Origin of the sequence: Vibrio sp. Vb1729, from assembly GCF_033338655.1 — a bacterium.
In the GTDB taxonomy this organism is placed as follows: Bacteria; Pseudomonadota; Gammaproteobacteria; order Enterobacterales; family Vibrionaceae; genus Vibrio; species Vibrio alginolyticus.
This window is the reverse complement of the sequence record NZ_JAWOTB010000011.1, coordinates 509,171-530,990: the sequence shown is the minus strand read 5'-3', so window position 1 is coordinate 530,990 and position 21,820 is coordinate 509,171. Positions and strand designations below refer to the sequence as shown.

The window sequence follows — 21,820 nt, the reverse complement described above, 5'->3', positions numbered from 1 at the left end:
GAGCGCATAAGTCATAAATTTTTGGATCAATCGATAGCGCAGCGGCTCAATTAAGTTCTTCTTATTAACTATATTGTAATCTACGTAAAACGCTTCGAGTGGTTTCCCACTTTGGCTTCAACCGATTAAGCCATTTAGGGAATACGTCTTTGTGAACTAAACGAGCCAATCAACCAACTGGATACGCAAGGCAAATCAGTGATAACTTTCTGATTTTTAAGCATCAAATTTTCACTTCGAATCACTCTCACTTATTATGCACCTTATTGCAAATAACATTGATGGAATGATTGTTATGTCAGAACTGACTCGGATGCGCTCTGGAGAAACCTATAATTGTCTGGATGAAGAACTAAAGCTAATGCGCGCCAAAACTGCGCAGCTTGTCTTCCAATTTAACCACGAGCCAAACCCAGATATCCGTAGACAACTATTGGCGGAAATGGGCGTCCAATTAAAAAACAGCGCCTGTATAGAGCCACCGCTACAACTTACCTACGGTTGTCACTTGTCCATCGGAGAAAACACCTACATCAACTGGGATGCCATTATTCTGGACAATGGGCAGGTTGAGGTTGGCGCGAACGTCATGATTGGGCCTAGAGTGCAAATTTACACAGCCGCTCATTCACTCGATACACAAAGACGCTTAGCCGGAGATGAGATCGCCAAACCGGTAACAATTGGCAATAACGTTTGGATTGGTGGGGGCGCAATCATACTGCCGGGCGTGACCATTGGCGATGAGGCCGTCGTCGGCGCTGGCTCTGTCGTAACCAAAGACGTTGCGCCGGGCGATCGAGTTGTTGGAAATCCGGCGCGCTCCATTAAACCAAAAAACTGAAGAAAGTCGCTATTTCGCCAAATGCTCGCGAATAATATTAGCAAGCAGATTGAGAGCATGAACATATTTGTCATTGAGCTCAAAAGAAGCGTTAAGACGAATACAGTGATCGTATTGTTCTGTCAGGCTGAACATCTTTCCCGGTGCGATGCTGATATTACCTTTTAGCGCTTCTCGATATATCTGCAAGGCATCAATATGCTTGGGAAGCTCTAACCAAATAAAGTACCCACCGCTTTGGCTTAACACTTTGACTGCTTCAGGTAACAGCTCACTAAGCAGAACCGTCATCTTACTTTTACGTTCAAACAGCTTTTTCCGTAACTGCTTCAAATGAGATTCATAATTGCGGCTTGTTAAATAGTGTACCAATGTCATTTGCACTGGTGCACTCGTCGCTAATGTACTCATTAACTGTAACTTTTGTACCTCTAGCGCCCGCTTTCCCGCCGCAACCCAACCAATACGTAGCCCTGCGATTAACGATTTTGAAAACGAGGAGCACAACATGGTATTGCCCGTGTCATCAAACATTCTTAGTGGGTAAACCGAGTCATTCTCGGCATGCAGTTCGCTGTACACATCATCTTCAATCACTGGCACGTTATATCGCTGTGTCAGCTCAATCAGCTTTTGTTTTTTCTCGTTGGTGAGCGTAAAACCCAGAGGATTTTGGAAGTTCGACATCAGCCAACATGCTTTCACATCGTGTGTTTGCAGCGCTCGTTCCAATGAGTCTAGGTCAATGCCCGTGACTGGGTCTGTTCTTACTGAGAGCGCTTTCAAACCTAACCGCTCTAAGGATTGCAATGCACCATAAAATGCAGGCGACTCCACAACCACCCAATCTCCCGGTCTTGTGCAGGCTTGCAAACTGAGCGTTAACGCCTCCAGCGCGCCTGCCGTAATGACAATTTCATCGGGTGAAATTTCAATGCCTTTCGCAGCATAACGCTTCGCGATGATGGTGCGTAATTGCTCGTTTCCCGGCGGTAAGTTATCAAAGGTGGTGGAAATCGGCATATTGCGAGCGGCTGCGCTCATCGCCCGATTCACGTGATATCGTGGGTACAAACTTGGGTCTGGATAGGCAAAGCCAAAATTGATCATGGATGGATTTTTACTCGCCTGCAGAACATCAAAGATAAACTCATTGATGTCTACCTGCTCAGTCCACGAAACCGCGGCTGGCGCTTGGGGTTCATTTGAGCTCTTAATATTGGGCGCGACTCGATAACCAGATCGCGGCTGTGACGTGACCCAGCCTTGAGATTCCAGAATTTGATACGCGTGCAACACCGTCATCAAGCTCAAACCCGAGTGTTCAGATTGGCGACGCAGCGAAGGCAGCTTGTCACCCGGATGCCATATCCCCGATTTTATCTGCCTTTTAAGCTGTTCCACTAACTCTTGATACTTCGCCAAACGCAAATCCCCTTCCATAAAGCCGAATTCAAAATAATAACACTTCAATATTTAATCTGTTATAGGTTTATAGTCACTGTCTGTACCTACTTCCCTCATTCCGCTCCTTTTAAAATAGCTCTCTCATAAAACTTAAAAGATCAAAGGAAGTTTAATGTTTGGCCTCGACGCATTTATGCTTGCACGGATACAGTTCGCCTTTACGGTATCCTTTCATATTATTTTCCCCGCTATCACCATAGGTTTGGCCACCTATCTCGCCGTGCTGGAAGGCTTATGGCTAAAAACACGTAATCCCGATTACCAAAAGCTCTATCACTTCTGGTCGAAAATTTTTGCGGTTAACTTTGGAATGGGTGTTGTATCTGGTCTTGTCATGGCCTATCAATTCGGCACCAACTGGAGTGGTTTCTCCGACTTCGCTGGTTCTATCACAGGCCCATTACTGACTTATGAAGTGTTAACGGCTTTCTTTCTCGAAGCCGGATTTCTTGGCGTAATGCTGTTTGGGTGGCGTCGCGTCGGCGAAAAGCTGCACTTTTTTGCAACCTCGATGGTGGCGTTAGGAACGATCATTTCAACCTTCTGGATTCTCGCCTCCAACAGTTGGATGCAAACGCCACAAGGCTATGAAATTGTCGACGGACGTGTGGTGCCAACCGACTGGTTTGCTATCGTTTTCAATCCTTCATTTCCTTATCGTTTGGCGCACATGAGCGTCGCGGCTTTCGTCAGTTCAGCACTCTTTGTAGGCGCGTCAGCCGCTTGGCATTTATTGAGAGGCAATCAATCGACTTCGGTAAAAACCATGTTTTCGATGTCGCTCGGGATCTTAGTGTTCCTTGCGCCACTCCAAGCCGTGATTGGCGATGTGCACGGGCTAAACACCTTGGAATACCAGCCCGCCAAAATCGCCGCCATCGAAGGACATTGGGATAACAGCGATGGCAAACCAACCCCATTGATATTGTTCGGCATGCCAAACATGGAACAAGAACGCACAGACTATGCCTTAGAAATTCCTGTTTTAGGAAGTTTGATCCTACGCCACAGTTTAACTGAGCCAATCCCGGCGCTGAAAGACTTCCCGAAAGAGGAACGACCGAACTCACCTATCGTCTTTTGGTCATTTCGAATCATGGTCGGGCTAGGACTTCTGATGATTTTTCAGAGCTTCTACAGCATATGGTTACGAAAAAAGAACACGCTTTATACCTCGCGTTGGTTCCTCAAGTTTTCATTGTTTATGGGGCCATCTGGTCTTATCGCAATACTCGCTGGCTGGTTTACGACAGAGGTTGGTCGGCAACCTTGGGTCGTGTATGACGTACAAAAAACGCGTGATGCGGTTTCTGCACACGGAGACCTACAAATGAGCATCAGCCTGCTGTGTTTCCTTGTTGTATACAGCTTGGTGTTTGGTTTTGGGTATTACTACATGATCCACCAAATCAAGAAAGGCCCCGATGCAATCGAACACGATGAGCACGACATGACGACCGTTTCAGGTCGCATTTAGAATTTGTCACAAAGTGAAGGTAGAAAATATGCATTTTGATTTATCCGTGATTTGGTTCGCGATCATCGTTTTTGCCACTTTGATGTACATCATCATGGACGGCTTCGATTTGGGTATTGGAATACTGATGCCCTTCATCAAGGATGAAAAACAAAAAGACGTCATGGTCAACAGTGTCGCGCCAGTTTGGGATGGCAACGAAACTTGGATTGTGCTTGGAGGCGCATCTCTATTTGGCGCTTTTCCGATGGCTTACGCGGTGATTATTGAAGCGCTAACCATCCCTTTAACGTTGATGTTGATTGCTTTGATCTTTCGTGGAGTCGCATTTGAGTTTCGCTTTAAAGCATTGGAAAACCACTTAAAGTTCTGGGATCGCTCTTTTATGGTCGGCTCGATTTTAACCACGTTTTTCCAAGGCATCGTTGTTGGCGCGGTAATTCAAGGCTTTGCGGTGGAAAACCGCGTCTTCGTAGGTAGCCAACTCGACTGGCTCAGCCCTTTTCCCATCTTCTGTGGTTTGGGTTTAGTCGCAACGTACGCGCTGCTTGGTAGCACATGGCTCATCATGAAGACGGAAGGTGAACTGCAAAACACGATGCACCGCTTCACTAACAAAACACTACTGGCGATGATCTCCGCATTAGTCATTGTGAGCGCTTGGACTCCACTTGCTTACCCTGCCATTGCGGAAAGATGGTTTTCTCTGCCTAATTTGTTCTACTTACTGCCCGTACCTGTCATTACTGGGCTGGTATGTTTGAAGATTGCCGACTCCGTTAAAAAGCGTAAAGAGCGCAGCCCTTTCGTGATGGCGTTAGTGATCGTGATTCTCGGGTTCGCTGGGCTTGGCATCAGTATCTGGCCAAATATCATTCCTCCTAGCATATCAATATGGGAAGCAGCGGCTCCTGCAAGCAGTCAGCGCTTTATGCTCGTTGGAGCAGTGATCATCATCCCGATCATTCTGGCTTACACCTTTTGGAGTTACTACGTCTTCTCCGGAAAAGTAAAAGAAGGCGAAGCGTACCATTAACGAGTTGATAAGGAGTGAGTATGAAAATCAAAAATTGGTGCCGCCAATGGGCTTGGATGATTGGAATATGGGTCGTTAGCGTCGCTGCATTAGGGTTAGTGTCTATGTTATTTCGCGTCATGATGACCGCTGCAGGGTTAAAATCTTAGCGCGGCATTTTTAAGTCAATAAAAAATGGATGCCTCTAGATCTTGTGTAAGAGCTAGAGGCGTTGAACCTAATACTCAATCTTAATGAAAAAGCCAAGCGTTAAGAATCTACTCAAAACATTCTTTCATAAGTCTACATTGCCTGAAGTCGTTCATGCATGCTTACGAGATCAAAAGGTTCAAGCTTTTTCGCAATGCTCAGTAATGCTTCCTTTTTATCTTGCGGTAAACTTTGAAACTTCGACTCTAAACGTAAATCCACTTTGCTAAAAAGTAGCTTTCTAATTTGACTAGCTTTTGCCTTTGATAATTGCAATCCATCATTATCGGAGGTTTCAATTATCATGATAATTCTTGCTAAATCACTGAATTCATCATCAGAGCATAAATAAAGTGATTGTTTGTATAAATAGCCAACCGAAATTTCAAAATCAATATTAAGCGCTTGAATCTGACCGACAATGTTTTCACTCATATCATTTTGAGAAGCAGAGTTGATACAATCATCAAATCGCCTTTCAAATGTAACAAATCGATTATTGAGCTCGTCCAACATAGTCGTATCTTTTGCGAATGATTCTATAGGTAAAACCAATAAGAACATTGGCAGTAGGTATTTTTTCAGCGACCGACTATTCACAATCAAGTCCTTCTTCTAAAAAACTTTCATGCGGTGTTGGTGCAATTGTTTCTTTCAAATTCAAGTCCATTAAACTCGCCAAATGGCTTTCATTAAACTCTGATAGCTTTTGCAGCTTTAGACTGGCTTCATTAAACTCTTGGTAGAACTTATCAGGTTGAGGTATCACGACTGTTTTTATGTTTGCTCGTGTTGCCGCAAGCATACCCGAATAAGAGTCTTCAAAGGCAATACAGTTACTTGAATCTACACCTAGTTTATTGATTGTTAAAAGGTAGACATCTGGCTCTGGCTTACCCTGCTCTACATCGTCTGACGATGATATCGCGTCAAAGTAACTGGCAATACCGAGTTTGTTCAAAATGATGGGAATGAGTTGATAAGGTGAATTAGTAGACAACCCTATCTTAAACCCTTTTTCCTTAAGCAATTTGAGTGTTTCTGTAACACCCTCTAATTCGCATCCTTTTTCAATTATTAATGTCTCCACTTTATCCACAACAGCATTCTCTACTTCCTCTAGGCTCTTTTCTTGCCAAGGATTACGTTCATACCAAAACCTTGTTACTTCACCTGTCGTCATAGTTGCAGTCTGCTTTGACAGCACTTCGGTCACTTGGACACCAACTGATGAAAACACCTGCTTTTCCGCTTCCTTCCACAAAGGTTCTGAATCAATCAGCAACCCGTCCATATCAAAGACCGCAGCGTATATCATTGGTACATCCTCAGTAAGTTCTATTCGTTGAGTAAGATTTGTCTATTCAACCAAAGCATAGCTTTGCATATAACGAGTGAGAGTATCACATTTGCCTGTGGCTATCAGAGCCAGTTCGATGACTCATCTTTAAGCCTCAACATGACCGATGTGCATGGCTACTTTTAGCGCTTGTTTATTGAGATTAGATGCCTCCCAAGCAACAACAACACGACTAATGAGAGGGATATCCTCAATCTCGGCGACTGTCGCGGAATCATCGAGATGTTCAGCCAGTGAGCGCGGTACGAGAGCGATACCTAACCCGGCCTGCGCCATGGCAATCGTCGTACGAAGTTGCGGTGCTGCGAACTGTGGTTCGAGCCTTACTCCTGCGTCGGAAAAAAGTGTGCTCATGCCATCAAACAATGCGGGGCCCGTCTCTCGTGGAAACAGTAAAATTTTATGGCCTCTCAACTGTTTCATCTGGATACAGGGATATTTTGCCAGCTCGTGGCCCGCCGGAATCACTGCGACAAACGGGTCGTTAAACAACACCTTGTGCTCAAAAGGCTCACTGGCGTAACAGGGTAGCCGCATGATTGCGAGATCAAGTTGTTTGCTTTTTAACTGAGTGGCAAGCTCTGGCATTGATAGTTCCGCCGTCTGTAAATGAACCCCATTCTCTTGAATACGCCCAATCCTCTCCAATACCTTAATGCAGGTTGATGTTGACGTCGCGAACCCAATTTTAACCTGCGTATTTTCACCACGGGCAATCTGTCGGGCTTTTGCTTTAGCGCGTTCCACATCAGCAAGAATATTTACCGCATCCGTATAAAAGACTTGCCCTGCATGGGTCAGTTCTACTCCTCTAGACAAGCGCTTAAATAAGTCCACGCCAAGCTCGTGCTCTAGCTTTTTGATTTGTTGACTCAAAGGAGGTTGCGCAATCCCTAACTGTTCAGCTGCTCGGGTAAAGTGACGAGTCTCGGCGACCGCGACAAAATACTTCAGGTAGCGAAATTCCATATATTTTCCATATCAAAATAAATCTTTTTTATATTGGATTTAGCACCGTGTAGAAGTCAATCTAAATATACTCTTCATTGCATAACTGGTCTTACTCATGCGTGGATTTTATAACCCTCTATGTGCTTGTTCGCTTGAAGTAGCGAAAGAATTTTCTGAATACCATCACGTTACCGGAGATGGTGAGATTTATCAGACTTCGTTAATGAGTGCTTTGATCGCTGGTGTTTACGAAGGCTCAACAACCATAGAAGAACTGCTGAAACATGGGGATTTTGGTTTAGGTACGTTCAATGAATTGGATGGTGAGTTGATTGCGTTTGATAAGGAAGTTTTTCAACTCAAGTCGGATGGCTCCGCAAACCCGGCAGACCTGGCGCAAAAAACGCCCTTTGCTGTCATGACTTTTTTTAAGCCTGATATCGAGCTGCCACTGACATCGCGCATGTCACGTCATGAAGTCCATAGCATCATAGACGAGATGGTTCCAAGCGATAACCTATTTTGCGCAGTGCGCATTGATGGCGTTTTCGATTCAGTTCGTACTCGCACCGTACCTAAACAAACACGCCCTTATCGGCCAATGCTTGAAGTGGTCAAAGAACAACCAACGTTCCGCTTCACGCATAAGCAAGGCGTGGTCGCCGGCTTTCGCAGTCCTAAATATACGACTGGCATCAATGTGCCCGGCTATCACGAACACTTTATTACCGATGACCGCCAAGGAGGTGGTCATATTCAGGATTACAGCATTTCGTCAGGGTTCCTCCAGATTGGCAAAGTCTCGCGGCTAGTGATTGATACCCCAGTATCGACAGACTTCCTCAACGCCAATTTGGCTCCGGAAGATATAAATACCGCCATAGAAAAGGCGGAAAAGTAACAAAGTCAGGCAAATAATAAGGACAACAAATGCAATCCAAACCTTCAAATAAAAATGGAGCTCAGTTGATCGCTCAACAGCTAGAGTCTCTCGGCATTAAGTACATTTTCGGTATTCCCGGTGCAAAAATCGATCGACTGTTCGATGCGATTGAAGACACTAACATCCAAATGATTCCGGTACGCCACGAGGCTAACGGCGCATTTATGGCGGGCGTTATGGGAAGACTAACCGGCAAAGCAGGCGTCACAATGGTTACGTCAGGCCCTGGCTGTGGAAATCTAGTTACGGGGGTTGCAACAGCAAACTCCGAAGGCGATCCGCTGATTGCTATCGGTGGTGCGGTGAAACGAACTGACCAACAAAAACAAACACACCAGAGCATGGATACCGTCAGTATTTTTCGCTCTATAACTAAGTTCAGTGCTGAAGTGCAGCATGTGGACGCCGCAAGCGAGATCATGGCGAACGCATTTCGTATCGCAGAGTCAGGTCGTCCTGGGGCTTGCTTTTTGAGTCTCCCCCAAGATGTTTTATCCGAGCAAACCCAAACGGACATTATTGTCCCCTCGCCTTACACACAGCCTGGTTGCGCAGACATCGCAGCAATCGAAGAAGCGGTCAGTCGAATCAGTAAAGCAAAGCGCTGTGTGGTTTTACTTGGCCTTCACGCGAGCCGCAGTCAAAACGCTGCTGCTATCGCTCGGTTTCTTCAAAATACGCAGCTACCCGTTGTCGGCACTTACCAGGCCGCCGGCACGGTAGACATCAATTACTATCATCACTTTGCTGGGCGTGTCGGTTTGTTTAATAACCAACCTGGCGATGTTTTACTGCGGGACGCCGATTTAATTCTCACCATCGGCTTTAGCCCAATAGAGTATGACCCTGAGCTTTGGAACAGCCACCGCAACCCAGTGATTCACCTCGATATTGAACCAGCAGAATACCAACTTAATTATCTGCCTTGTGTTGAAATCGTCGGAAACATTGCGCAGTCATTAGACAAGATGGGCAGCTATATCTCTGAATATGCTCGCCTTTCCCCAACGGCACTTTCAGTACTGGAAGAGGTAGCACTGCAACGGCAAGTGATCAAGACCTATCCCAATGTCTATAACAAGCAAGGGTTTCATCCACTGGCGCTAATTAAAGCCATGCAATCTATCATCACACCAGATACCACGCTATGCCTTGATATGGGGAGCTTCCACATCTGGATCGCTCGTTACTTAAGCTGTTTTCGAGCTCGCCAAATGCTGGTGTCTAACGGCCAACAAACGATGGGCGTTGCACTGCCATGGGCCATTGGTGCCAGCCTACTAAAACCTGGTAGCAAAGTGGTATCGATATCAGGAGACGGCGGTTTTATGCAATCGAGCATGGAGTTAGAAACCGCGGTTAGACTGAACTGCAATATCGTCCATATTGTGTGGGTTGATAACGCCTACAACATGGTAGAAATGCAAGAGATCAACAAATATCAGCGCTGCTCTGGTGTGAAATTTGGACCAATTGATTTCAAGGCGTACGCCGAATCATTTGGCGCGAAAGGCTTCGCAGTGACTAGTCAACACGAATTACTACCGACATTGAATAAAGCCATGGATGTTGAAGGACCAGCAGTGGTGGCTATCCCCGTAGATTACAGCGACAACGACAAACTGATGTTGCCGCGCACAGAGAAAAATCAAGATCCCGTTTTTGTAAGTTTCGAAGGAGAAATCGCATGAGAGGATTAAAAAATAAAGTCGCACTCGTGACTGGCTCTGCCAATGGCATTGGTTTGGCCATCGCAAAACGTTTGTATGAAGAAGGCGCAAACGTCGCTCTTGCCGATTGGAATGAAGAGCAGTTGGCAAACGCCGTTGAGGGCTTTGATAAACAGCGTGTGTCGGCACATTCCATTGATGTTTCTGATCCAGACAAAGTCGCAGCACTGATTTCTGATGTTGTTACCCGTTTCGGTAAACTGGATATTTTAGTAAACAATGCTGGCGTACATGTCCCAGGTTCCGTGATTGAAGGTAGTTTGGAAGACTGGAAGAAGATCTCTGGTGTAAACATTGATGGTGTTGTTTATTGCGCGAAGTTTGCTTTGCCTGAACTCTTAAAAACGAAAGGTTGTATGGTAAATACCGCGTCCGTTTCCGGTTTGGGTGGTGACTGGGGTGCCGCATTCTATTGCGCGAGTAAAGGCGCAGTGGTGAACCTTACCCGAGCGATGGCATTGGACCATGGTGCGGATGGGGTAAGAATTAACGCCGTATGCCCAAGTTTAGTAAAAACCAACATGACAAACGGCTGGCCGCAGGACATCCGCGATAAATTCAATGAGCGCATTGCGCTTGGCCGAGCAGCCGAACCTGAAGAAATTGCGTCTGTCGTGACTTTCTTGGCAAGTGATGACGCATCTTTCATTAATGGCGTAAACCTACCTGTAGACGGCGGTGCCACCGCATCAGATGGTCAACCTAAAATAGTATAAGCATGAAATAGACAGATCAGTAAGAGACGTTCTACTACCTTTCGGATCGATGCTGATCTGTCGCTTTACGCTCTGAGCACATAACCCGTGCCAGCAATAAACTCAACCACTCAACCGCTGTTAGAGATATCTCAACAACTTAAACCAGCAACGAGAAATTAATGTTTCACACAAACCGACAAACTATGTGAGCATTCCATCAGACATAGAGTGAAGACTTATGTATCAGCGATTCACAAAGAACCAGACAGTTTCCGCGAATACTTTCTAAAGAAGTCTCAGTGACGACTAACGTTTCTGCCACACCATCCATTGCTCTCTGCCTTTAAAAACCTCAACACTGTTTGCCACCACTGAGGACTTCACAAGTTCAAACGTGGGCTCTAGAAAAGATGCCAGTTCCCCACTTCTCAAACAAAATGGAGGGAAGCGTGATAGGTAATCATCATCTATAACGAAATAACCAATTAACAAACCGTCTCTTGGCAGCAATTTATCCACCATAGCAAAGTATTCTGACCACATGTCTCTCGGTAGTGCTGCGAGAAAGGCCCGCTCGTAAATGACATCAAACGAGTGAGAAAAATCGGCATTAAATACATCACCCAATACGACTTTATCTTTGTAGTTACCTAACGTTGATTGCGCCATTTTTACCGCTTCTTGGCTGTAATCCATCGCGATCACGTCATGCCCATATTGAATAAAAGTGCTCAGTTCATAAGCGGCACCACACCCAGGAATAAACACTGACTGGCCTACATGAAGTGAATTGTCGAGATAATCCTTGAGTTCTTGAGGTGTCGATTGGGCATCCCAAGGCATAGTGCCTCGGATAAACAAATCATCCCAGAATTGTGTGTTAATCATTGGTGCCTGTTTCATTTACCCGCTCCCTGATTGCGGTAGTAAAAAATAAAGGGATACGCAGCGCAATGTGGTATCCCTTTTCTAGCCTTTTGTCTGACGTTGTTAGTTTTTTATGACAACCACTTTCTACTGCACTTATGCCACCAATGAGTTAACTGCGAAGATCATTGATTAACGGCTGCTCCGCTTGGTTCGGTACAAACTGGACATTGCCTTTCAGTTTAGTGACAGACTGGAGTGTTGCTTGAATGTCCTCTGCTGATACATGCACATCATGACAACAGAAAGTAATGGCATCGTTGAAGCCATCGCGCTCAATTTTCAAGGAGCCTTTAATATCGTGGCGACGACAGACTTCTTGGATCTGATGCGGATAAACAAACAGCCCTTTTACTTTCACCGCGGAGTCTGCTCGTCCCATCCAGCCCTTAATTCGTGCATTCGTGCGTGAAGAATCAGAACTAATCTCTAGATATGCCGATAAATCTCCCGTTGCGTAGCGAATCAGCGGGAACTTCTCATCGAGCGACGTTACAACGACTTCACCGACTTCTCCCGGTTGTACAGGAACACCATCAGGATCAACGATTTCAACAATAATATCTTCGGAAATCACTAATCCTTGTTCACCAGACACTTGATAAGCAATCAAACCAAGCTCTGCACTTGCGTAGGCTTGAAATACTGCAATGCCTTTTTCCTCAAACATCTGTTGCATGTCTGCTGTAACCGCTTCACCAGAGACCAGAGCTTTCTCAAAGCTAGGCAGCTCATTGTATTTCTCTTGATACTTTTGTAGCAACGTCAGCAAATACGAAGGTGTACCAGTGTAACCATTAGGTTGAAGCTGTTTAATTGCCTCTATTTGCGCTTCGGTATTGCCTACTCCAGCCGGAAATACCGCACAGCCACAAGCCCTTGCGCCACCATCCATAATAAATCCGCCAGGAGAGAAATGGTAAGAGAGCGTGTTATGCACTAAATCACCCGCACAGAACCCAGCAGCGTGAAACGCGCGCCCCATACGCCAGAAATCGGCCTCATTCGTTTGAGCCTCATATAAAGGCCCAGGAGACTGAAAAACACGTGCCATTTGACCAATGGCAACGCTATTTAAGCCACCAAACGGCGGTTTAAGTTGCTGCTGATTAGGTACATTGAACTTACGTGTAATCGGGAACTGAGCAAGCCCTTCACGATTGTTTGCCAATGTAGGCTCTAACTCAGAAAAATGCGCCGCGTAATGTTCGCTATTGGCTTTCGAATTTTCAATCAGTGCTGGCAAACGTTGAAACAGCGACTCTTCTCGCGCCTGTAGAGACAACGATTCTTTCGCATCAAATAGTTCGTTCATCCTTGCTCCTTACAACCAACGCTTACGACGTTTGTAAGATTTCAGATTCTTAAAGCTCTTGCGATCTTCATCGCCGCCGCCAAGGTAGAATTCTTTTACGTCTTCATTGTTTAGCAATTCGTGCTTGCTGCCATCTAGTACGATTTTGCCTGATTCCATGATGTAACCGTAATCGGCCGCTTGAAGAGCGAAGTTGGCATTCTGTTCAACCAAAAGCATGGTAATACCTTGCTCTTTGTTGATCTTGTTAATAATGCTGAATACTTCTTTAACTAGCAGTGGAGAAAGCCCCATAGACGGTTCGTCCAACAAAATCATCTTCGGTCGAGCCATTAACGCTCGGCCAATCGCTAACATTTGTTGCTCACCGCCAGACAAATAGCCCGCCAGGCCAGTGCGCTCTTTGAGTCGCGGGAAATAGTCAAACACCATTTCGATGTCTTGTTCAACTTCGTTGTCAGAGCGTGTATAAGCGCCTAAGCGAAGATTTTCTATTACCGTCATATCTTCAACAATTCGGCGCCCTTCCATAACTTGGAAGATGCCCGAACGGACGATCTCTTCCGGGCTTTTGTTGTCTATACGCTCGCCCATGAAGTTGATTTCGCCGCGCGTCACTTCACCATCTTCGGTTTTCAATAAACCAGAAATGGCTTTCAACGTTGTGGATTTACCCGCACCGTTGGCGCCCAGTAAGGTCACAATCTGCCCTTTTGGAACTTCTAAACTCACACCGCGAAGTACTAGTATTACTTCGTCGTAGACGACTTCAATGTTGTTCACTGAAAGCAGTATTTCTGCCGGTTCGATATTCGTTGCTAATTCAGCCATCAAACTACTCCTTGCTAGGGTGAGAGTGTTCTCTCACCCATCCTTATTTTCAGTAAGCTTTGTTATTAATAAGTCGTAGATTAGTAACCTAGCCAATCGTCACGACGTGACAATGTCACCTGAGATACTTTCTTAATATCAACTGCGCCGCCATCGTTGTTGCCCATAAAGACGTTCACGGTTGTTGTGCCTCGGTGATCTTCCGGTTTCCAGTTCGCAGGGACACAAACACCTTCTAAGCCTTGTGGTACCCAGTTGTCATGGACATACATGCCCTTCTTGATGTTTTCACCTGTGATGCCACCGTTGTCTTTCGCCCACTCCATTGCTTCTTTCATATAGAACGCAGAACAAATACCGCGAATGTAATGGTGAGTTCTGAATTCGCCCGGCTCTGATTCAGACTGCTTAGAAATCTCACGGACCAGTTTCATGCCTTCATTATCGTCTCCCCAAAACGCCGTCATACCTGGGAAAACGTAATCTTTAAGGCCATCGCCTGCTGCTTCAAGCACTGGCTTGTCGCCGCCCCAAATGTTTGCCATGTACTGGAACTCTGTCCCAACCGTGTTACAAGACTTCACTAGTGAGATAACCGAGCTACCGATATTGGCAATGTAACCGTAGTTGGTGCCTGACTCTTTCAGCGACAAACATTGCGCTTTAAAGTCCCCTGGTTTTAGTGACACAACGACTGGGTTTTGCACATCAAAACCAAGCTCTTTGGCGTACTCTGCACACGCTTCTTTTGGCGCATTCGGGAATGGATGGTTATCGCCAATGTGCGTAAATTTCGGCGCACCTTGATTGCCCTTAGATTCCCAATCTTCTTTCGCCCACTTAACTAGCGCACGGCACGCATCTGAGTACGACGCACCATAAAAGAAATTATAAGGCGCTGGTTTCGCGGTTTTTGGGTTTTTGCCAGTTGGGTCAGTTAAGTGACCAGAGTAAGAAGCAGAGAACACCGGCACTTTGTCTTTGGTAACAAACGAAATAAGCGCTTCGGTATCCGCCGTACCCCAACCTTGCAGCGCAACCATGTCTTTACGCGCAACCCAACGTTTATAGTTAGAAATCGCCACTGGTACTTTGTACGCCATGTCTACTGTTTCAAATTCGAGCTCGGTACCGTTAATGCCACCGTTTTGGTTAATCCAACGCAATGCGTCTCGCACGCCAGAACCATAAGGCTTGCTCACATAGGCAGTTGGTCCAGAAAAGTCGACTAATTGCCCGACAAACACAGAATCTTTTGCCCAAGTTGCGGTAGTAAACAGTGCAGATGACAGCACCAACGTTGTCGCTAAATGTCCTTTGTTCATAACTCGTTGTCCTTGTTATTGAGGTATATTCCACTTAATTCCACGTTAATATGAGAACGGATAGTGTTTCCAATATGCTCGAATCTGTTGCCAGCGATGCGATAATCCTTGAGGTTCGAAAATAAGGAACAACATGATGACTAAACCAATCGCCATCTCTTTGAAGTAAGCCAGACCATCAGTGAAAGCGGTGGTATCACCAAACGCTGAAAGCCCCGTTACGCCAAACTCCAAAACTTCAGGCAGCAATACGATAAATATCGTCCCCATCAATGTGCCTTTGACTGAACCCAAGCCACCAATGATGATCATTGCCAAGAACTGGATAGACATCATGATGGTGAAGCCTTCTGCTGATACAAACCCTAGATAATGTCCGTAGAGTGCCCCCCCGATGCCTGCATAGAATGCACACACTCCAAATGAGAGCAGACGATACTTGGTTAGGTTGATGCCCATGATCTCTGCTGATAGATAGTGATCTCGTACTGAGACAAACGCGCGACCGTCACGAGAACGGATTAAGTTTGATGCCCACATATACATGAAGATCAGCGCAAACAGAGCGATGTAGAAGAAGCTTTCGTCAGTCGTAAACTCAAAGCCAAACAAATTAATTGGGTTCGCGCTAGCACCGTATGAGCCGCCACTGAACCAATCTGCGCGAGCAAAGAAGTCCTCTAGAATAAACTGCGCCGCCAACGTTGCGATAGCTAGGTATAAACCTTTAATTCGAGCAGCTGGCAGACCAAACAGCATCCCCACAATCATGGTTAAGTAACCCGCGAGCGGAATCGCAAACACGACTGGAATGTTAAACTGGTTATTTAGCCAAGCCGATGCAAAGGCGCCAAAGCCAAAGAACGCACCGTGACCTAGCGAGATTTGTCCGGTAAAACCAACCAAAATGTTTAAGCCCAATGCCGCGATACCGAGGTATGCAATCTGAATAAACAGGTTTAGGAAGTAAATATCCAAGACCAGCGGTGCTGCCAGCATGGCGATGACACCTGCAATCGCAAGGCTTCTGATGGTTTTGGTTTCAAAAATTGGCGTATCGCTTTTGTATGTGGTTCGAAAATCCCCACATGGGCGCATGCTAAGTTGAGCCATGTTATTTCTCCTTAAATACGCTCAATATCTTTGGTACCAAACAGGCCATATGGCTTGAAGGCAAGAATGATTAACAGCACATAGAATGGTGCGATGTTGTACAGGTTACCCACTTGCAGGTATTGGCTATCAAAAAACTCAGCCAAGTTTTCTAGCACCCCGATGGTAATACCACCGACAATTGCGCCGACTACCGAGTCTAAGCCACCTAAAATAACGGCTGGGAAAACTTTGATACCAATAATGGATAGCGCGTCAGATACGCCGTTAACGATACCGATAACAATCCCTGCTGTTGCAGATACCATTGCCGAAATGGCCCAACTGATGGCGAACACTTTCTTGATGGAAATGCCAAGACTCTGGGCTACTTGCTGGTTGAATGCCGTTGCGCGCATTGCCAGACCCATTTTGCTGAATTTGAAGAACCAGTAGAACGCGCCCATGATGAGCATTGAGAAGATCAAGCTCAGAATGTAAGCAAACTCAACATTCAAACCTCCGATATTTACCACGTTGGTTTCGAACACTTGCGGGTACGACACAGCAGAGACACCGAATATCCACTTCATCAGCGCTTGGAAAAACATCGATAGACCGATGGTCACCATGATCACAGAGATAATCGGTTCACCAATCAACGGTCTGAGCACAATGGTTTGCACGGCGATACCAAAAATCATCATGAACGCGAGCGTGAGTAAAAAGCCAATAAAAAACGGTAACTGTAGGTGCACCAATGCCGCCCAACATACCCATGCGCCAATCAACAAGAACTCACCCTGAGCAAAGTTGACCACCTGGGTCGATTTGTAAATCAATACAAAGCACATGGCGACAACGCCATACAACATGCCAACGATCACGCCATTAATGACGAGTTGCAGTAATAAATCCGTATTCACTATGCGATCCTCCGTTGTTCGCTATCCACTAGTGTTGGCTCATGCTCAATAAGCGTTTCAATAACTAGCGACGTTTGAATGCGTGTTTTAGTGCCATCTTGATAAGTGATCACTGTATCGACATCGACTTTTGGATCGTCGCTGTAGATGGTTTCGATGATGTCTCCGTATTTCTCTGCAACCACACCACGACGCACTTTACGCGTACGAGTTAACTCGCCATCGTCGGCATCCAACTCTTTGTAAAGTAGAATGAATTTGCTGATTTTCTGTGCATCCGGTAGGGATTCGTTCACTTTTTGAACTTCTTCACGAATCGCTTGGTACACTTCTGGTTGAGCAGATAAGTTGGTGTAGTTGGTAAATGCCAAGCCGCGTTGCTCTGCCCACTTCGCGACGATCGCATAGCGAATACAGATGATGGCAGACAGCCAAGGTCGACCTTTACCTACCACCACGGCTTCTGCAATAAACGGCGAGAACTTGAGTTTGTTTTCGATAAACTGTGGCGAATAACGGTCGCCATGGCTGGTTTCCGACATATCTTTCAGACGATCAATCACCACCAAGTGACCGGAATCTTTAAAATAGCCCGCATCGCCTGTGTGCATCCAACCATCTTGAACATCTTCATCATATGCTGCTTGGTTGTTTAAGTAGCCAGTAAACATGCCTGTACTTTTCGCGATGATTTCACCAACGCCATTGCTGTCCGGGTTGATGACTTTCACATCTGCATTATCAAACGCAACACCAACGGAATCGTAATCCACATCATCCGCTTGGTGCACGGTGTATGCGCCACACATTTCGGTCTGACCATAAAGCTGCTTAAGTGGCACACCAATAGCTTGTAGGTAACGGAAAGTATCAGGCCCCATCGCCGCGCCGCCCGTTGCAGCAGATGTTAGGTTCGAAAAGCCTAAACGGTCTCGCAAAGCACGCAAAAGAATCCATTCGGCGAGTTTAGAACGTTTGCCCTGCTCTAACGCTTTGTTGGCTAAGCTCATGCCCAGTTTGTACATCTTTTGCTTAAACGGTGTCGAATCCATCATTCGTGCAGACACGTCTGCCACAATGTTTTCCCACACACGTGGCGCTAACAGCACAAAGTTTGGACCGATTTCACGCAAGTCGGACATCATGGTTTCTTGTTCTTCCACAAAGTTAACGATTTGACGAGAAATCAACGCCTGACCAACCACGTAAACCTGCTCCATAATCCAAGGCAAAGGCAGAACAGAAACGTAGTTGTCGCCTGGGGAACGAGGGTCTGCACGCAAGTAAGCCGCACAGTGATCCAAGAACGTGCCACTGTGTAGCTGAGCCAATTTTGGTTTAGAAGTCGTACCCGACGTTGTACAAAGAATTGAAAGATCGCTGCCTTTGGTTTCAACAACCATATTGAGATATTTGTCTGGGTCCGCTTTATCAATCAGCTGACCTTTTTTGTAGACCTGTTCAACATCAATCAATCTTGGATCATCGTATTTACGCATTCCACGAGGATCGCAGTAAATAATGTATTCAACGCTAGGAATTTCATCACCAAGCTCAAGCAGCTTGTCGCATTGCTCTTCATCTTCGGCAATCACGACTTTTGCTTTGGCATAGTTGATAAGGTACGCCACCTCTTCGTGCATAGAATCTTGATAGATGCCCAGCGAGAAACCTTTGATCGCATGTGCCGCTAACTCGCCCCATACCCATTCCGGGCGGTTATCACCTAACAAACCAACGACATCTTGCTCACCAATACCCAAATCTTGTAGTGCCAGTGCCATCCACTTGACGCGGTTTTCGTAATCCTTCCAAGTGAACTCTCGCCAAATACCAAACTCCTTTTCACGCATTGCGACTTGTTCGGGCCAGTTCTTGGCATTGTGTTGCAACACTTTTGGAAAGGTATCTAAGCGGGTTATATCTGCCCAATCATTATGTTGCTGTGCCATTATGCACTCTCCTCTAATGTCGGTAACTCTTCGCCTAAGTACGCTTGTTTCACATGTGGGTTGGCCATCACTTCTTCAGGCTCACCCGTAGCAATGTGTTTACCGAAATCCAAAACCAAAACGCGATTAGAGATGTCCATGACCACGCCCATGTCGTGCTCAATCATGATGATCGTGATATCTAATTCTTCATTCAGATCCATGATGTAACGTGCCATGTCTTCCTTTTCTTCCAAGTTCATACCTGCCATTGGTTCATCAAGCAGCAGTAACTTAGGTTTTAAGGCAATGGCACGAGCAAGCTCTACACGCTTACGTAAGCCGTAAGATAGGGTGCCTGCAGTCGCTTTTCGGATGTGCTGGATTTCTAGAAAATCGATCACGTCTTCCACATATTTGCGGTGCGCCATCTCTTCTTTCTGCGCATTAGAGAACCAATAGAGTGGCCCCGTGACGAAGTTGTTTTTTAGTAGGTGGTGTCGGCCAACCATGATGTTGTCCAGTACCGACATGTGAGAAAAGAGCGCTAAGTTTTGGAAGGTTCTTCCCAACCCTAACTCAGCTCGTTGGCTAGGTGTCCGTTTAGTTACGTCATCTCCAGCGAAGATTACAGAGCCTTTGTTTGGTGTGTATCGACCAGAGATGCAATTGAGCATTGAGGTTTTACCTGCACCGTTTGGACCAATGATTGAAAAAATTTCCTTTTCATTCACATGGAAGCTCACGTCAGTTAAAGCTTTCACCCCACCAAAAGCCAATGAAATATCGTTTACCTGCAACAGAGGCGATTCCGATACCATAGTTGATCTCCCTTTCGTTATTTTAAGTGCGTTCCATTGAGCACTATTTGATCAAACCTAACTTTGATACTGGTAACCGCTTTTACACCTATGCATCAACTTTGTATTCAGTTTACGTAAACGTCAATTTAAAATCAGAATAGTGCCTGAAAGATTAAGTTGCAATCGAGTTCATCGAGAAAGATTTGAACTAACGCAAACTTTAAGTAAATAAATTGTTAATAAAAATTATTCTCAAACGCTTACATATTTGGATAGTTCGGACCACCACCACCTTCTGGCGGAGTCCAGGTAATATTTTGACTTGGATCTTTGATGTCGCAGGTCTTACAGTGGATACAGTTGGCCGCATTTATTTGCAGCTCTGGCTGCTGCTCCCCCTGTACGATTTCATACACGCCAGCCGGACAATAGCGCTGTGCTGGCTCTGCATATAATTCAAGGTTCTGCTCAATAGGGATCCGCTGGTTCTCCAGTCGTAAGTGGCATGGTTGATCTTCCTCATGGAAGATATTGGATAGATAAACGGAAGAGAGGCGATCGAAACTTAACACGCCATCAGGCTTCGGATAGACAATTTCATTGCTGTTTTCCGCCAATAACAGAGACTGATGATCAGGCTTATCACAGCGGATATGCCACTTAGCTTTACCTTTTAACACGTTATGTTCCAGCAGCGCTAAACCACCGCCCAGCCACGATCCAAAGCGGTGGATTCCACTTGAGAAGTTACGTGCTTGATAAAGCTCTTCATACAGCCAAGACTGTTTGAAATGCTTTTGATAATCAGCAGTAACTGACTGACTCTCAAGGGCTTCACATACTGCTTCAGCAGCAAGCATTCCAGATTTTATTGCGGTGTGTGTGCCTTTGATTTTAGCGCCGTTAAGTGTTCCTGCATCACAGCCAATTAACAAGCCACCAGCAAACTGCTGCGTGGGAAGCGAATGAAAGCCGCCCTTGGTAATCGCTCTCGCGCCATAGCTAATACGCTTCCCATTTTTGAGGTATTGCTCAATCAACGGGTGGTGTTTAAAACGTTGAAACTCATCAAATGGACTCAAGTGCGGATTCTTATAATTCAAGTCAACAATCAACCCGACGGCAACTTGGTTTCCCTCTAAATGGTAGAGATAACTGCCACCTGTAGCTTCATTTGATAACGGCCAACCTAATCCGTGCACTACTAAACCTTGCTGATACTGCTCTGATGGGATTTCCCACAGCTCTTTAAAACCGATAGCGTAGTGTTGAGGCGTTTTCTCTTCAGCAAGATTAAATCGGTTAATCAACTGCTTACCAATATGCCCCCGTGCGCCTTCAGCAAATAAAGTAAACTTCGCTCGCAGTTCAATACCAGGTTCGAAATTTCCTTTTTGTTCACCATTTTTATCTAATCCCATATCGCCCGTGATCACGCCACAAACACGACTATCTTCATCGATGATCGCTTGACTGGCGGTAAAACCTGGGTAGACCTCCACCCCCAAGTTCTCAGCCTGCAACGCCATCCATCGGCATAGACTGCCCAAACTTATGATGTAATTACCTTTGTTATGTAACGTATTAGGCACCGCCCAAGAAGGCAGTTCATGACCATTGATGTCATTGCCTAGATAGTAGGTTTTATCTTGGTTTACTTTGGTATTGAGCGGAGCGCCTTTCTCTTCCCAGTCGGGAAAAAGCTCATCCAAACTCCGCGTTTCAAACACCGCACCCGATAAAATATGCGCTCCAACTTCAGAACCTTTTTCTACCACGCAAACAGAGAGGTCTTGTTTTTTTTCTGCTGCTAATTGTTTGATTCGGCATGCCGCAGACAAACCTGCGGGACCAGCGCCTACAATCAGAACATCAAATTCCATGCAGTCTCTTTCCATGATTGCATTCCTTTTTCTTTGCATGTTGCCAACTTGTTAATCAACAATATATTTAAAGTTGACGCAAACGTAAAGGT

At 45.7% G+C, this 21,820-nt stretch carries 20 protein-coding genes; 7 read left to right on the top strand and 13 right to left on the bottom strand.

Going from position 1 to position 21,820, the window contains the following annotated elements; translation table 11 throughout:
* Positions 1–295: 295 nt before the first annotated feature.
* Positions 296–844: a sugar O-acetyltransferase gene (locus R7E29_RS07195; protein ID WP_025767897.1), complete on the top strand. Its 549-nt coding sequence runs from the start codon at positions 296–298 to the stop codon at positions 842–844.
* A 9-nt stretch (positions 845–853) separates the two neighbouring features.
* Here R7E29_RS07195 and R7E29_RS07190 read toward each other — a convergent pair whose 3' ends face one another.
* Entirely contained in the window at positions 854–2,287 is a 1,434-nt protein-coding gene (locus tag R7E29_RS07190) for a PLP-dependent aminotransferase family protein (protein WP_081008266.1), read from the bottom strand.
* Positions 2,288–2,423: 136 nt separating this feature from the next.
* Between R7E29_RS07190 and R7E29_RS07185 the strand changes: the two genes are divergently transcribed.
* The 3 genes from R7E29_RS07185 to R7E29_RS07175 are packed head-to-tail and all read left to right on the top strand — an operon-like array spanning position 2,424 to position 4,973.
* Entirely contained in the window at positions 2,424–3,788 is a 1,365-nt protein-coding gene (locus R7E29_RS07185) for a cytochrome ubiquinol oxidase subunit I (protein ID WP_054576069.1), read from the top strand.
* Between the two features lie 28 nt (positions 3,789–3,816).
* A complete protein-coding gene (gene cydB, locus R7E29_RS07180; RefSeq protein WP_047101326.1) occupies positions 3,817–4,824 on the top strand; it encodes a cytochrome d ubiquinol oxidase subunit II in 1,008 nt (335 codons plus the stop codon).
* Between the two features lie 20 nt (positions 4,825–4,844).
* Entirely contained in the window at positions 4,845–4,973 is a 129-nt protein-coding gene (locus R7E29_RS07175; RefSeq protein WP_074190543.1) for a DUF2474 domain-containing protein, read from the top strand.
* Between the two features lie 133 nt (positions 4,974–5,106).
* Here the strand turns inward: R7E29_RS07175 and R7E29_RS07170 are convergent, their stop codons facing one another.
* From R7E29_RS07170 to R7E29_RS07160, 3 genes are all read right to left on the bottom strand, one after another.
* Entirely contained in the window at positions 5,107–5,613 is a 507-nt protein-coding gene (locus R7E29_RS07170) for a hypothetical protein (RefSeq protein WP_020480907.1), read from the bottom strand.
* Positions 5,606–6,331, bottom strand: coding sequence for a hexitol phosphatase HxpB (gene hxpB, locus R7E29_RS07165; RefSeq protein ID WP_054576070.1), 726 nt, complete (start codon positions 6,329–6,331; stop codon positions 5,606–5,608). The genes R7E29_RS07170 and hxpB overlap by 8 nt, the downstream gene beginning before the upstream one ends.
* Positions 6,332–6,460: 129 nt before the next feature.
* On the bottom strand, positions 6,461–7,342 hold the full coding sequence (locus tag R7E29_RS07160) for a LysR family transcriptional regulator (protein ID WP_054576071.1): 882 nt from the start codon (positions 7,340–7,342) through the stop codon (positions 6,461–6,463).
* 97 nt (positions 7,343–7,439) lie between these two features.
* On the opposite strand from R7E29_RS07160, the gene budA reads away from it, so the two are divergent.
* From budA to R7E29_RS07145, 3 genes are read left to right on the top strand one after another with little or no spacing between them, the layout of a single operon-like run.
* Positions 7,440–8,225, top strand: a complete 786-nt coding sequence (gene budA, locus R7E29_RS07155; RefSeq protein ID WP_017633685.1) for an acetolactate decarboxylase — start codon at positions 7,440–7,442, stop codon at positions 8,223–8,225.
* 29 nt (positions 8,226–8,254) lie between these two features.
* Positions 8,255–9,958: an acetolactate synthase AlsS gene (gene alsS / locus R7E29_RS07150; protein ID WP_054576072.1), complete on the top strand. Its 1,704-nt coding sequence runs from the start codon at positions 8,255–8,257 to the stop codon at positions 9,956–9,958.
* Positions 9,955–10,713, top strand: a complete 759-nt coding sequence (locus R7E29_RS07145) for an SDR family NAD(P)-dependent oxidoreductase (protein ID WP_064354692.1) — start codon at positions 9,955–9,957, stop codon at positions 10,711–10,713. Before alsS ends, R7E29_RS07145 begins: the two co-directional genes overlap by 4 nt.
* A 288-nt stretch (positions 10,714–11,001) precedes the next feature.
* Here the strand turns inward: R7E29_RS07145 and R7E29_RS07140 are convergent, their stop codons facing one another.
* The 9 genes from R7E29_RS07140 to R7E29_RS07100 form a co-directional block, all read right to left on the bottom strand.
* On the bottom strand, positions 11,002–11,598 hold the full coding sequence (locus tag R7E29_RS07140; RefSeq protein ID WP_054576074.1) for a methyltransferase domain-containing protein: 597 nt from the start codon (positions 11,596–11,598) through the stop codon (positions 11,002–11,004).
* A 136-nt stretch (positions 11,599–11,734) separates the two neighbouring features.
* Entirely contained in the window at positions 11,735–12,937 is a 1,203-nt protein-coding gene (locus R7E29_RS07135) for a phenylacetate--CoA ligase family protein (protein WP_054576075.1), read from the bottom strand.
* Between the two features lie 9 nt (positions 12,938–12,946).
* On the bottom strand, positions 12,947–13,768 hold the full coding sequence (locus R7E29_RS07130) for an ABC transporter ATP-binding protein (RefSeq protein ID WP_017633695.1): 822 nt from the start codon (positions 13,766–13,768) through the stop codon (positions 12,947–12,949).
* Positions 13,769–13,848: 80 nt separating this feature from the next.
* Positions 13,849–15,093, bottom strand: a complete 1,245-nt coding sequence (locus R7E29_RS07125) for an ABC transporter substrate-binding protein (protein ID WP_005373285.1) — start codon at positions 15,091–15,093, stop codon at positions 13,849–13,851.
* A 45-nt stretch (positions 15,094–15,138) separates the two neighbouring features.
* Positions 15,139–16,206: a branched-chain amino acid ABC transporter permease gene (locus R7E29_RS07120; RefSeq protein WP_005382737.1), complete on the bottom strand. Its 1,068-nt coding sequence runs from the start codon at positions 16,204–16,206 to the stop codon at positions 15,139–15,141.
* An 11-nt stretch (positions 16,207–16,217) separates the two neighbouring features.
* Entirely contained in the window at positions 16,218–17,111 is an 894-nt protein-coding gene (locus R7E29_RS07115; RefSeq protein WP_005373295.1) for a branched-chain amino acid ABC transporter permease, read from the bottom strand.
* On the bottom strand, positions 17,111–19,063 hold the full coding sequence (locus R7E29_RS07110; RefSeq protein ID WP_054576076.1) for a long-chain fatty acid--CoA ligase: 1,953 nt from the start codon (positions 19,061–19,063) through the stop codon (positions 17,111–17,113). The genes R7E29_RS07115 and R7E29_RS07110 overlap by 1 nt, the downstream gene beginning before the upstream one ends.
* The gene (locus R7E29_RS07105; RefSeq protein WP_005373297.1) at positions 19,063–19,863 is read right to left on the bottom strand and encodes an ABC transporter ATP-binding protein; all 801 of its coding nucleotides are present in this window, start codon (positions 19,861–19,863) and stop codon (positions 19,063–19,065) included. The genes R7E29_RS07110 and R7E29_RS07105 overlap by 1 nt, the downstream gene beginning before the upstream one ends.
* A gap of 242 nt (positions 19,864–20,105) precedes the next feature.
* Positions 20,106–21,743 carry an electron transfer flavoprotein-ubiquinone oxidoreductase gene (locus R7E29_RS07100; protein WP_054576077.1) on the bottom strand — a complete coding sequence of 546 codons (1,638 nt, stop codon included), beginning with the start codon at positions 21,741–21,743 and terminating at the stop codon, positions 20,106–20,108.
* Positions 21,744–21,820 lie beyond the last annotated feature (77 nt).

Bases quoted from the DNA above. Each gene is read 5' to 3' on its own strand.
- cydB (WP_047101326.1), top strand. From the start codon at position 3,817: ATGCATTTTGATTTATCCGTGATTTGGTTCGCGATCATCGTTTTTGCC.
- R7E29_RS07105 (WP_005373297.1), bottom strand. From the start codon at position 19,863: ATGGTATCGGAATCGCCTCTGTTGCAGGTAAACGATATTTCATTGGCT.
- alsS (WP_054576072.1), top strand. From the start codon at position 8,255: ATGCAATCCAAACCTTCAAATAAAAATGGAGCTCAGTTGATCGCTCAA.
- budA (WP_017633685.1), top strand. From the start codon at position 7,440: ATGCGTGGATTTTATAACCCTCTATGTGCTTGTTCGCTTGAAGTAGCG.
- R7E29_RS07195 (WP_025767897.1), top strand. From the start codon at position 296: ATGTCAGAACTGACTCGGATGCGCTCTGGAGAAACCTATAATTGTCTG.
- R7E29_RS07140 (WP_054576074.1), bottom strand. From the start codon at position 11,598: ATGAAACAGGCACCAATGATTAACACACAATTCTGGGATGATTTGTTT.
- R7E29_RS07190 (WP_081008266.1), bottom strand. From the start codon at position 2,287: ATGGAAGGGGATTTGCGTTTGGCGAAGTATCAAGAGTTAGTGGAACAG.
- R7E29_RS07145 (WP_064354692.1), top strand. From the start codon at position 9,955: ATGAGAGGATTAAAAAATAAAGTCGCACTCGTGACTGGCTCTGCCAAT.
- R7E29_RS07160 (WP_054576071.1), bottom strand. From the start codon at position 7,342: ATGGAATTTCGCTACCTGAAGTATTTTGTCGCGGTCGCCGAGACTCGT.
- hxpB (WP_054576070.1), bottom strand. From the start codon at position 6,331: ATGATATACGCTGCGGTCTTTGATATGGACGGGTTGCTGATTGATTCA.
- R7E29_RS07100 (WP_054576077.1), bottom strand. From the start codon at position 21,743: ATGGAAAGAGACTGCATGGAATTTGATGTTCTGATTGTAGGCGCTGGT.
- R7E29_RS07175 (WP_074190543.1), top strand. From the start codon at position 4,845: ATGAAAATCAAAAATTGGTGCCGCCAATGGGCTTGGATGATTGGAATA.
- R7E29_RS07135 (WP_054576075.1), bottom strand. From the start codon at position 12,937: ATGAACGAACTATTTGATGCGAAAGAATCGTTGTCTCTACAGGCGCGA.
- R7E29_RS07130 (WP_017633695.1), bottom strand. From the start codon at position 13,768: ATGGCTGAATTAGCAACGAATATCGAACCGGCAGAAATACTGCTTTCA.
- R7E29_RS07120 (WP_005382737.1), bottom strand. From the start codon at position 16,206: ATGGCTCAACTTAGCATGCGCCCATGTGGGGATTTTCGAACCACATAC.
- R7E29_RS07125 (WP_005373285.1), bottom strand. From the start codon at position 15,093: ATGAACAAAGGACATTTAGCGACAACGTTGGTGCTGTCATCTGCACTG.
- R7E29_RS07185 (WP_054576069.1), top strand. From the start codon at position 2,424: ATGTTTGGCCTCGACGCATTTATGCTTGCACGGATACAGTTCGCCTTT.
- R7E29_RS07110 (WP_054576076.1), bottom strand. From the start codon at position 19,063: ATGGCACAGCAACATAATGATTGGGCAGATATAACCCGCTTAGATACC.